The sequence below is a fragment of the Nonomuraea sp. NPDC059023 genome, from assembly GCF_042740095.1.
Lineage (GTDB): Bacteria > Actinomycetota > Actinomycetes > Streptosporangiales > Streptosporangiaceae > Nonomuraea.
On sequence record NZ_JBHYIO010000013.1, the window covers coordinates 193,691 to 203,827 of the forward strand.

Here is a 10,137-nt window from a genome sequence, read left to right on the forward strand (position 1 = left end):
AGCAGCGCGGGCCCGGCCATGAGCCGGCCCAGCCGCCGCTCGGCGCGCGCCCGGTTCAGCTCCCCACCGCCTCGGTGACGGCCGCGTTCGCCTTGGCCGCGGTTTCCGCCGACACGGACGCGGGCGGGTGGAAGGCCGTCTGGACGGCGGTGGACACGGCGTTGTACTTGCGGACCATCGGACGGGGCGCGGCCTCGGCGATCGAGTCGCGCATCACGTCGGCGAAGGGGAACCTGGCGCGGATCTCCGCGTCGTCGTAGACCGCCGCGCGGGCGGCGGGGATGCCGGCCCGCGTCATGAAGTCCTTCTGCGCCTGCTCGGAGGTCAGGCAGGTCAGGGCGGCGAAGGCGTTGTCACGCTGGTCCTCGGGCGTGCCGGCCCCGACGGCGATGTTGGAACCGCCGAGCGGAGGCGCGCTGGCCTGCCCGGCCGTGACCCTCGGGTAGCGGGCCCAGCCGTAGTCGTCGAAGACCTTCTTGAACGCCGGCTCCTTCCGGGCGCGTTCGGCGGCGGCGGCGTAGACGTAGCCCCAGTTCGTCATGAACGAGGCCTCGCCCTTCTCGAAGGCGGCGCGCATGGTCTCCTCGTCCAGCGTGCTCATGCCCTTCAGCGCGGACGGGCCGGAGGCCAGGGAGCCGATGACGGCCGCCGCGGCCCGTCCGGCGTCGCTGTCGAGAGCGGGCCGGCCACCGGCGTCGACGATCTGACCGCCCGCCGAGGCGACGAGCGCGTTGACGAAGACGGTGTAGCCCTCGTAGCGGTTGCCGGGCGTGGCCACGCCGCGCTCCCCCTCGGGCATCCGGCCGGCGGCCGCGAGCAGTTGTTCCCAGGTCAGCTCGCCCTTGGCCAGGTCGATGCCCGCCCGCTGGGCGCGCGACTTGCGATACCAGAGCAGCTGCGAACCGGACAGCAGCGGCGCGGCGTACAGCTTGTCCTTCCACGTCGCGGACTTGAGCGCGCCTTCCAGCGTGCCCCGCGTGACGGTGGCGGCGGTGGTGGCGGGGAGCGGCAGGATCCAGCCGGCCTCGGCGAACTCGGCCGTCCAGACGACGTCCATGGTGACCAGGTTCACCGCCCTGTCCTTGGCCGACAGCCGCCGGACGAGCTGCTCGCGCTGCTTGTCCGACCCTTCCGGCAGGGTCTCGACCTTGATCGTGTACTTGCCGTCGCGGGTGCAGGCGGCCACGGCGGCCTGGGTGGGGCTTTCGGCGTTGGGCCCCTGCCACCAGGTGAGCGTGACGGGGCCCTCGCTCCCGGCGGAGCATGCGGCCAGCGGCAGCGCGGTGAGCGCCGCCGCGGCCAGGCGAAGCGGGTTCTTCATGGGGGATCCTCCGGGGGCGAGAGGCTTTTTTTAATGACATTTATTAATTGACTCGGAAGAATAGGGTGATGCGGCGCCGTCGTCAAGCATCGGTGACCGTGCAGGTCAGGTGGGGTGAACGGCGCGTGTACGCGATCAGTCTCGGCAGCGGCGGTACGGCGCAGCCCTCGTACATCGTCTTGACGGCGGCTCCGGGAGACCGGTAGTCAATGAGGCCTCACGACGGCCCGAGACCAGAAGGACGCACATGCAGCACAGAGTTCGACCCGCCTTAACGTGCCTCGCGACGGCGTTCGCCGTCCTGCTGCCCGCCACCACGGCCGCTCCCGCGGCGGCGACCCCGGCGCAGCTCCCTCCGGGCGTGACGCTGAGCACGCTCTCGCTGGGCGCGCAGGACCCCGGCGACGTCTGGACGGTGCACGTCTACCTCCCCGCGACCATCGACGGCCCGCTCGGCACGGCCGCGACCGCGCTCGGCTCGAAGGAGATCGCCGACCGGGTCGCCGGCGCGCTGCGGGACAAGGGCTTCGAGCCCCGCCTGGAGCAGGTTGACCTGCCCGAGTTCGCCGACCGTCCGGCGGGCGTGCTCGGCTGGATCGTCCGGGTGGGCCGCTACCCCACCAGCGGCGCGGCGGCGACGGCGCTGGCCCAGGTCAAGGCGGCGGGCTTCGCCGGCGGCACCCGCTACACCGCGCAGGACGGCGCCGACGCGGGCGCGCCGCAGAAGGTCCATGTGCTGCGCGTCGACTTCCGCCGGTTCCGCGGCACCGTGGACACCGACTTCGGGCCGGCGCTGAAGGGCGCGGAGACGTTGACGGACCTGATGGCGGCCAGCGGCGCCGCGGCCGGGATCAACGCCCAGTGGTTCTACAACAGCGCCCCGGGCGGGCTGTACGTCAAGGACGGCAAGCTTCTCGGCTCCGCCACCCAGGGCCGCGGCGGCATCAAGATCACGCATGGTGGCCGCCGGGTCGACGTCGACGCGTACACCGCGCGCGTGACCCTGCGCGCCGGCCGGGAGTCGGTCGAGCTCGACGGGGTCAACCGGGTGCCGGGCGAGATCTGGAACTGCGGCGGCGTCGGCGGCGACCAGCCCACGCAGAAGCCGCAGCATGACCTGAAGTGCACCGACTCCAGCGAGCTGGTGCGCTTCACCCCCGAATGGGGCGTTCCCCCGCAGGGTGAAGGCGCCGAGGCCCTGCTCGACGCGCGCGGCGAGGTCCTCGCGGTCAACACCACGCGCGGTGCGAGCGTCCCGCCCGGCGGGTCGGTCATCCAGGCCATCGGCGACAGTACGGCCTGGCTGCTCGAACACGCCAGGCCGGGACGGCGGCTGACCGTCTCGGAACGTGTCGAGGACAGCCGGGGACACCGCGTCCCCCTCACCCCCGGCACCACGATCCTGCAGGTCGGGCCCACTCTGGTCCGCGACGGGCGGACGTCGGTCAACGCCGGGGCCGACGGCCTGATCCGTGAGGGCGCGGACCAGACGTTCACCTACAACTGGACCGTGCGCGCCAACCCGCGCTCCATGATCGGCGTCGACGCGCGCGGCCGGTTGATGCTCGTGGTGGTCGACGGCCGGCAGGCCGGCTACAGCGAGGGGCTCGGCATCGCGCAGACCGCCGAGCTGATGAAGCGGCTCGGCGCGGTGGAGGCCATGAACCTCGACGGCGGCGGCTCCAGCGTCATGGCCACCGCCGGCACCGGCATCGTCAACCGTCCATCGGACGCGACGGGCCAGCGCTCGCTCGGCAACGTCATCCTGGTCCGGCCGTAGCGAGCGGAGATCCCGGCCCGGAACACGTGTGCAGGTGTCGTATCGAGGGTCCCGCCGATCGTCGTGCTGGTGAAGGGTCCGGTCCACGGGCCCCCGGGAGAACACTGGGAGCGCGCGTCATGAATCCGACGCTCAACATCATCGACATCGTGGTGTCCGATCTGCGGGCCTCGATCGCCTTCTACGGCCGGCTCGGGCTGGAGTTCAAGATCGACGAGTACTCGCCGGAGCACGCCGGCTGTGACCTGCCGAACGGGCTGCACGTGATGCTCGACACCGAGGGGTTTCGCACCCCGTTCCTGCCGGGCTGGAGCAAGCCGTCGGGCGGGCCGCGCACGCTGCTGTGCTTCGAGTTCGAGACCCCGGCCGGGGTGGACGCCAAGTACCGCGAGCTCGCCGAGGCCGGGTACCGGGGGATCGCCGAGCCGTTCGACGCGTTCTGGGGCATGCGCTACGCCACGGTGGCCGACCCGGACGGGTGCGGCGTCGACCTGTACGCCACGTTGCCGGCCGGCTGAACGCGTCCGGGTACATCATCGACAAGCGGGAGGAGACAGAGAATGAAGTATGTGCTGATGTTCATCGAGACCGAGCGGTTCGCCCGGCAGCTGGAGGAGATGGGCGAGCTGGAGCAGCGCGAGGCCTATGAGGCGGTGGGCCGGTGGTTCACCGACAACGCCGCCGTGATCACGCACCATGTGCATCTGGCGCCGGTGCACACCGCCACCACCATGCGCCTGGACGGTGCCGAGCCGGTCGTCACCGACGGACCGTACATGGAGGGCAAGGAGGTGGTGAGCGGGTTCGCCGAGGTCGAGGTCGCGGATCTCGACGAGGTGCTGAAGATGGCCCGCTCGTGGCCGGCGTGCCCGATCGTGGAGATCCGCCCCGTCTCATGACCAGCCCCGCCGACCCGCCCGACAGCGCGCGCGTGCTCGCGCAGGTGTTGCGTGAGCACGCGGGCCGGCTGGCGGCGAGCCTGATCTCGCTGCTGGGCGACTTCTCGGCCGCCGAGGATCTGGTGCAGGACGCGGTGGAGACGGCGCTGCGCCGCTGGCCGGAGGAGGGGGTTCCGGACCGGCCGCAGGCGTGGCTGTACACGGTCGCCCGGCGGCGGGGCCTGGACGTGCTGCGCCGGGAGTCGAACTACCGGGCCAAGCTGGCGCAGCTGCGCTGGCCGGAGCCGCAGGAGGCCGACGACCGGCTGCGGCTGATCTTCACCTGCTGTCATCCGGCGCTGGCCCCGGAGGCCAGGATCGCCCTCACCCTGCGGGTGGTGTGCGGGCTGTCGGTGGCGCAGATCGCCGCCGCGTTCGTCGTGCCGGAGGCGACGGTGGCCCAGCGCATCACCCGGGCCAAGAAGAAGATCGGCCAGGCCGGCATCCCCTACCGCGTCCCCGCGGCCGACGAACTGCCGGAACGGCTGGCCTCGGTGCTGTCGGTCGTCTATCTGCTGTTCAACGAGGGCTACCTGTCCAGCACCGGCGAGCGGGCCCAGGCGCGGGACCTGGTCGACGACGCCGAATGGCTGGCCGCGCTGCTGGCCAATCTGGTGCCCGGCGAGCCGGAGGTGGCCGGGCTGCTGGCGTTGATCCGGCTGCACCGGGCCCGCGGCCCGGCCCGTTTCGACGACCGCGGCCGGCTGGTGCTGCTGGCCGACCAGGACCGCTCGCGCTGGGACCACCGGGCGATCGAGCAGGCGGCCACGCTGCTGACACGGGCGGCGCGGGCACATCGGCGGCCGGGGCCGTACCAGCTGCAGGCGGCGATCGCGGCCTGCCACGCGGAGGCGCCGTCGTTCGCCGACACCGACTGGGCGCAGATCCTGGTGCTCTACGACATGCTGGCGCACTTCGCTCCCTCGCCCATCACCCGATTGCACCGGGCGATCGCCCTGCGCCACGTGCACGGCGCCGCGGTCGCGCTGGCCGAGGTCGACGCGCTGGAGCACGACCTGGCCGCCTACGCGCTCTGGCACGCCACCCGCGCCGAGCTGCTACGCGAACTGGGCCGGGCCGGGCAGGCGCGGGCCTGCGACGAGCGGGCGCTGGAGCTGACCGCCAACCCCGCCCAGCAGGCGCTGCTGGCCGAGCGGCTCACCTGGACCTGACCGAGGCCACCGGCGCTTCGGCGAGCGACACCTCCAGCGCCCCGCGGGCAGGCGCAACGGCATGACGCGGTGTTCCATGCCGCGATCCTACGGGCGCCGCCCGCGGCACCCGGACTGTATCCTGGCCGGGTTAGGAGTCCTATCTTTGTGGGCGGGTACATGACGGAGACGGACGGCATGGGCGGCCTGGAGCGCGGCGAGGGCGACCTGGAACGGCGGCTGGCCGACGCGGTCGAGCGCCTCGGGCACGGTTTGCGCTCGCTCGCCCAGAGCAGCGCCCGCGAGCACGGGTTGTCTCCGCTGCAGCAGCAGACGGTGCTCGCCCTCGTCCGCATGCCGGCGGGCCGCCGGGAGGTGAGCGCGCTGGCCGCGGAGTTCGACGTCACCTCGCCGACCTTGTCCGACGCCGTCGCCGCGCTGGAGCGCAAGGGGCTCGTGGCGCGCTCGCCTGGCCCCGACGGGCGGCGGCGGCTGCTCAGCCTGACCGACGGCGGCCAGGAGGTCGCGCGGCAGCTCGCGCCATGGGACGGGCCGCTGCTGGAGGCGTTCGCGAGGCTGCCGGACGCCGACCGGGCGACGACGCTGCACAGCCTGCTGCGGGTGATCGCGGACCTGCAGCGCCGGGGTGTGGTGAGCGTCGTGCGGACGTGCACGACCTGCCGCTTCTTCGAGTCCCACGCCCATGCCGACCCCGCCGCGCCGCACCACTGCCACCTGCTGCGGGCGCCGCTGGCCCTGGCCGACCTGCGTATCGACTGCCACGAACACGAGCCGGCCACGGCGTAGCCGGTCTTCAAGGGCATCGACGGACAACGCCTGCCGCTCCTCGCCGATCATGAACCGGAACAGGCCGCCCGGACTTGGGCGCACAAGTAGGTAGGACTCCTAACAAGATTGTGGCATGCTTCCTGAAGGCACCACAACGAACAGGAGGCCCATGTGCGCGCAGTGGTGATCCTGCACGGCTCGCCCCAGGCGACCGAAACCTCATCCACCTTTCTCCGACGCGACCAAGGAGCGACATGAGCGCCACCAGCCCGATCCCCGGATACACCCACGACGACCCGGCGCTCACCGCGTCGCCGGTCACCCTCGACGACCTCGCCAAACTGCAGGCCAGTGTCCTGTTCGGCCCCGACGACCAGGCCGCGCTGAAGACCGCCGGAGACGTCCTCGGCGGGCAGATCGAGCAGATCCTCGACGTCTGGTACGGCTTCGTCGGCTCACACCCCCACCTGCTCGCCTACTTCTCCACGCCCGGCGGCGAGCCGATCGGCGAGTACCTGACGCGCGTGCGGGCGCGTTTCGGCCGCTGGATCATCGACACCTGCACCCGTCCCTACGACCAGCGCTGGCTGGCCTACCAGCACGAGATCGCCCTGCGCCACACCCGGGAGAAGAAGAACCACACCGATCGGGCCGGCTCGGTCCCCGACATCCCGCTGCGCTACCTCATCGCGTTCATCTACCCGATCACCGCGACGATCCGCCCCTTCCTGGCCGCGGACGGGCACGACGACGACCAGGTCGAGGCCATGTTCCAGGCCTGGTTCAAGGCCGTCACCCTGCAGATCGCCCTGTGGTCGCAGCCCTACGCCGGCCCCGCCTGGTAACCGCCACGACGCCATCACGGCAGAAGCGCCAGCGCCTCCTCGGTGTTGTGTTCGGCGATCATCAGCATGAACGACCGATCGGGGAAGTCTCCGTCGAGGAGGCGCAACGGACCGGCCACCAGCGACAGGCGCGTCGCGAGCATGAACAGGTCGAGGCGCCGCGGATCGAGGCCCGGCCGGGACAGTGCCGCGTACCGCTCGCCGAAGCGGAGCTGAAGAAAGACGTGCTCCCACTCGACGTCGAAGTACATCAGGCCCTCGATGTCGATCAATACGGCGTGCCCGTCCCCGTCGACCAGGACGTGGTCGGGGCCCAGCTCCCCGTGGATCAGTCCGTACTCGGCGCGCGGCGTCACCCGCCCCGCCAGCTCCCGCAGCCGGTCGCCCAGCGCACCGGCCGCCGCGGCGATCCTGCCGTCCCGCTCCGCCGCCTCCTCCAGGTCCCGCAGAGCACGTTCGAGCACCAGGGCCTCGCACGAGACGCCCCCCGCCGTGACGCCCCGCTCCAGCAGGCCGACCCGGCCATAGCGGGGGGCGTGGTCGCGGTGCATCACCGTGAGCATCCCGGCGAGGTCGCCCAGGGCCGATCCCGCGCGCGCGGGATCGGCGTCGAAGAGCTCCTCCAGCGTGCCGCCGCGGACGTCCTCGACCACGGCCACGTCCGCCCGATGCCTGCGCCGGCTGCCGTCGGCCAGGAGCAGCCGTGGAACCCGCACCCCCAGCCTGTCCAGGCTCCGCTGCGCGGCCAGGAAGGGTGCCAGCCCGGACGCCGGCGAGAGCGGGCCGGCCTCGTCCGCGGCGGGCCAGAAGTTCTCCGTATCGGCCCAGTTGTACACGATCACGCTCGGCACGCGGGTTCCGTCGACACGGACCCGGTAGACGCCCTTCTTGCTCCCCCCGCGCAACCGCTCCACTCCGGCGACCCGGCACTTCGCGCCCAAAGCTTCACCCACAAGTCCGGACAGGTCGTCGATCTCCGCGAATCTCCGCATCCCCACAACCTAGTGATGGCCGGACGGCGGGCTCCTGAGGTCATGGTGTTCCAAGCCGGGATGAGGCAGGATCGCCGCCATGACGACCAGCGGCGGCGACCCGATCGCGATCACGATGTCGGTCGATCACTGGCTGGTCATCGATGCCGCGCTGGCCGGCGAGAGCGCCGCCGGCGACCACGGCCAGAGCCTGCGTGAGCTGCGTGCTCTCGGCTCGGCCGCGCTGCCTGACCGGCCCGCCGACGCCGACGCCGAGGGCATGCGGCGCCGGCCACACCCCGGCCAGACCGTGACCCTCACGCTGACTCGCGGCCAGTGGGACGCGATCGCCTCCGTGCTGCGCCGGGAAGCCGATGCCATCACCGCCGGCAGCGGGGCCGCCGGGCTTCATCGTGCGATCGCCGCCTTTCTCGGCTCCCGCACCGGCGACACCGGCCCGGATTCAAGCACCCTGTAGCGGGAATCTCGCTTGCCCTTCTTCGCTTACTTGATCGCGGCCAGGTCCAGGACGTACATCTCGTTCTTGATCGGGTAGGTCATCAGGCGGTCCAGGCCGCCGTCGGGGATTCCCATGCTTCCTCGCGCGTCCGGGCGGATGCCGAGATCCGCGGACCGGCCGGTGTCGGCGTCGTACAGCGTCAGGACGGACTGGTTGCCCGGTCCTTCCAGCGTGACCTTGAAGAAGCGCTCCAAGCCGGCGTCGTCGCCGGCCTGGAAGGTGCCCGGCAGCTCGCGTTCCCGGGAGCCGTCGCGGTCGCGGACGAAGCTCCGCAGGATGGTCTGGCTCTGTACCGTGTCCGGGCAGCGGCGCGTCCCGCACCGGATCTCCTTGCCGGAGCGGTCCCGGGGGCGTTCGACCTTGACGGTCTGGTATCGCACCAGCACGCCCGCGCACCGGTCGACGCCGCACCTGACCTCCTCGCCCGCCTTGACCATGGCGTCGCGCCGTTCACCGGTCTCGGCGTTGAGCAGCTCGCGGAAGATCGCCTTTCCGTGGTGGACGCCCACCCACGGCCATCGCAGGACGTGGTGCCGCTCGGCGCCCTTCACCGGCCGCGGCGTGCCCCCGCTCAGAGGCACCCGGTAAACCCCGCCCTTCTCGTACGCGAAGACCACGTCCGAACCCGTCACCGTCAGCCCGTTGATGTGCCCCTGCTTCATGACGTTTCCGAGCGGCACGTCTGTCACCCTCCGAGGCCGGCCACCGGCGGCCGGTACCGTCCAGATCCGGGCGACGCGCGGGCCGCCCGCCTCCTTGTAGGACGCCCACCAGACGATGTGGCCGCCACCGGCGGCGACGCCGTCGGCGAAGATGGCCGATCCCTTCGTCGCGGGGATCTCGGCGATCTGCCGGGGCTTGCCGGTGCCCAGGTCATAGCTCCACAGGAACTGCCGCTTCCCGTCGGACACGCCCGTCATGACCAGCAGCGTGCGATCGTCCAGGAGCAGTTGCGGGTAGTACGCGCGGCCGCCGGGCAGCTTGGCCGGGATCTTGTGGACCGCCTGCGGCCACACCTTCTCGATGGGCGGCGGAATCCTGTCCGCCGGCAGCCCGGCCTCGCCGGTCGCGCTGACCACGGGGTACGGCCCGGCCGGCGCGTCCAGAACGCTCACCACCGCGCCCACCCCGCCGGCCACCAGGACCACGGCCGCGGCCGCGCGTACGGCGGCGATCCTGGCCCGCCGCCGGCGATGGCGGGTCTTGACCGTCGCGGCCAGCCCGGCGGGCGCCTGCGGCGCATGATGGGCCGCCCCGGAAAGAACGCGGCTCAGCTTCTCTTCCAGGTCGGTCATCGCAAGCTCCTGTTGGTCGCCGGTAGGGAGGAACGCAGCTTGTCCAGGCCCCGGAAGGCCTGGCTGCGCACGGTTCCGGAAGAGATGCCGAGCACCTCGGCGATGTCGGCGTCGCTGAGCTGCTCGTAGTAGCGCAGCACCAGCACGGCGCGCTGTCTGCGGGGCAGCGCGGCCAGCTCCTGCCACAGGCCCTGTTCCTCGTCGGGAAGGAAGACTTCGTGGTGAACCCGCTCCGGCGGTTCTCCGGTGAGCTGTTCACGCCTGCCCCGCCGCCAGACGCTGATGTGCAACCGCGCCATCGTGGTCCGGACGTAGCTGTGCGGGCTGTCCTTGCGCCGCACCCTCGGCCAGGCGCCGCACAGCCGTACCAGAGCTTCCTGGACCAGGTCGGCGGCGTCATGTGGGTTTCCGGTCAGGACGTATCCGTAGCGGAGCAGGGCGTCCGTCTGCTCTGCGACGAAGTCGTCGAAGCCGGGTTCGTCATCCACTGGTCGTCCCTTCGGTCGTCATGTCCCAGACGGCCGAAG

11 protein-coding genes are annotated in these 10,137 nt (G+C 71.9%); 7 read left to right on the forward strand and 4 right to left on the reverse strand.

The window, feature by feature from the left end; genetic code table 11:
* Positions 1–55: 55 nt before the first annotated feature.
* Positions 56–1,321, reverse strand: coding sequence for an extracellular solute-binding protein (locus ACFWYW_RS23490; protein ID WP_379612648.1), 1,266 nt, complete (start codon positions 1,319–1,321; stop codon positions 56–58).
* 247 nt (positions 1,322–1,568) lie between these two features.
* On the opposite strand from ACFWYW_RS23490, the gene ACFWYW_RS23495 reads away from it, so the two are divergent.
* The 6 genes from ACFWYW_RS23495 to ACFWYW_RS23520 all read left to right on the forward strand — a co-directional run bounded on the left by ACFWYW_RS23495 (position 1,569) and on the right by ACFWYW_RS23520 (position 6,824).
* Positions 1,569–3,101 carry a phosphodiester glycosidase family protein gene (locus ACFWYW_RS23495; RefSeq protein WP_379612649.1) on the forward strand — a complete coding sequence of 511 codons (1,533 nt, stop codon included), beginning with the start codon at positions 1,569–1,571 and terminating at the stop codon, positions 3,099–3,101.
* A gap of 119 nt (positions 3,102–3,220) precedes the next feature.
* Positions 3,221–3,619: a VOC family protein gene (locus ACFWYW_RS23500; protein ID WP_379612650.1), complete on the forward strand. Its 399-nt coding sequence runs from the start codon at positions 3,221–3,223 to the stop codon at positions 3,617–3,619.
* A 42-nt stretch (positions 3,620–3,661) separates the two neighbouring features.
* Positions 3,662–4,000 carry a YciI family protein gene (locus ACFWYW_RS23505; RefSeq protein ID WP_379612651.1) on the forward strand — a complete coding sequence of 113 codons (339 nt, stop codon included), beginning with the start codon at positions 3,662–3,664 and terminating at the stop codon, positions 3,998–4,000.
* Positions 3,997–5,211, forward strand: coding sequence for an RNA polymerase sigma factor (locus tag ACFWYW_RS23510; protein ID WP_379612652.1), 1,215 nt, complete (start codon positions 3,997–3,999; stop codon positions 5,209–5,211). The genes ACFWYW_RS23505 and ACFWYW_RS23510 overlap by 4 nt, the downstream gene beginning before the upstream one ends.
* Positions 5,212–5,370: 159 nt before the next feature.
* A complete protein-coding gene (locus ACFWYW_RS23515) occupies positions 5,371–5,997 on the forward strand; it encodes a MarR family winged helix-turn-helix transcriptional regulator (protein WP_379612653.1) in 627 nt (208 codons plus the stop codon).
* 236 nt (positions 5,998–6,233) lie between these two features.
* Complete coding sequence (locus ACFWYW_RS23520; RefSeq protein ID WP_379612654.1) at positions 6,234–6,824, forward strand: protoglobin domain-containing protein; 591 nt, start codon at positions 6,234–6,236, stop codon at positions 6,822–6,824.
* 14 nt (positions 6,825–6,838) lie between these two features.
* Here ACFWYW_RS23520 and ACFWYW_RS23525 read toward each other — a convergent pair whose 3' ends face one another.
* Positions 6,839–7,816 (reverse strand): phosphotransferase, encoded by a 978-nt coding sequence (locus ACFWYW_RS23525; protein WP_379612655.1) that lies wholly within the window; start codon positions 7,814–7,816, stop codon positions 6,839–6,841.
* Between the two features lie 79 nt (positions 7,817–7,895).
* Here ACFWYW_RS23525 and ACFWYW_RS23530 point away from each other — a divergent pair, with 79 nt between their 5' ends.
* Positions 7,896–8,273, forward strand: a complete 378-nt coding sequence (locus ACFWYW_RS23530; protein ID WP_379612656.1) for a hypothetical protein — start codon at positions 7,896–7,898, stop codon at positions 8,271–8,273.
* A gap of 26 nt (positions 8,274–8,299) precedes the next feature.
* Here ACFWYW_RS23530 and ACFWYW_RS23535 read toward each other — a convergent pair whose 3' ends face one another.
* Together ACFWYW_RS23535 and ACFWYW_RS23540 are read right to left on the reverse strand one after the other, a co-directional pair.
* Entirely contained in the window at positions 8,300–9,610 is a 1,311-nt protein-coding gene (locus ACFWYW_RS23535) for a TolB family protein (protein ID WP_379612657.1), read from the reverse strand.
* On the reverse strand, positions 9,607–10,098 hold the full coding sequence (locus ACFWYW_RS23540) for a SigE family RNA polymerase sigma factor (protein WP_379612658.1): 492 nt from the start codon (positions 10,096–10,098) through the stop codon (positions 9,607–9,609). Before ACFWYW_RS23540 ends, ACFWYW_RS23535 begins: the two co-directional genes overlap by 4 nt.
* Between the last annotated feature and the right edge of the window lie 39 nt (positions 10,099–10,137).

Excerpts from the sequence above, each read along its gene's own strand:
- ACFWYW_RS23530 (WP_379612656.1), top strand. The coding sequence starts at position 7,896 with ATGACGACCAGCGGCGGCGACCCGATCGCGATCACGATGTCGGTCGAT.
- ACFWYW_RS23505 (WP_379612651.1), top strand. The coding sequence starts at position 3,662 with ATGAAGTATGTGCTGATGTTCATCGAGACCGAGCGGTTCGCCCGGCAG.
- ACFWYW_RS23535 (WP_379612657.1), bottom strand. The coding sequence starts at position 9,610 with ATGACCGACCTGGAAGAGAAGCTGAGCCGCGTTCTTTCCGGGGCGGCC.
- ACFWYW_RS23490 (WP_379612648.1), bottom strand. The coding sequence starts at position 1,321 with ATGAAGAACCCGCTTCGCCTGGCCGCGGCGGCGCTCACCGCGCTGCCG.
- ACFWYW_RS23495 (WP_379612649.1), top strand. The coding sequence starts at position 1,569 with ATGCAGCACAGAGTTCGACCCGCCTTAACGTGCCTCGCGACGGCGTTC.
- ACFWYW_RS23515 (WP_379612653.1), top strand. The coding sequence starts at position 5,371 with ATGACGGAGACGGACGGCATGGGCGGCCTGGAGCGCGGCGAGGGCGAC.
- ACFWYW_RS23510 (WP_379612652.1), top strand. The coding sequence starts at position 3,997 with ATGACCAGCCCCGCCGACCCGCCCGACAGCGCGCGCGTGCTCGCGCAG.
- ACFWYW_RS23525 (WP_379612655.1), bottom strand. The coding sequence starts at position 7,816 with ATGCGGAGATTCGCGGAGATCGACGACCTGTCCGGACTTGTGGGTGAA.
- ACFWYW_RS23520 (WP_379612654.1), top strand. The coding sequence starts at position 6,234 with ATGAGCGCCACCAGCCCGATCCCCGGATACACCCACGACGACCCGGCG.
- ACFWYW_RS23500 (WP_379612650.1), top strand. The coding sequence starts at position 3,221 with ATGAATCCGACGCTCAACATCATCGACATCGTGGTGTCCGATCTGCGG.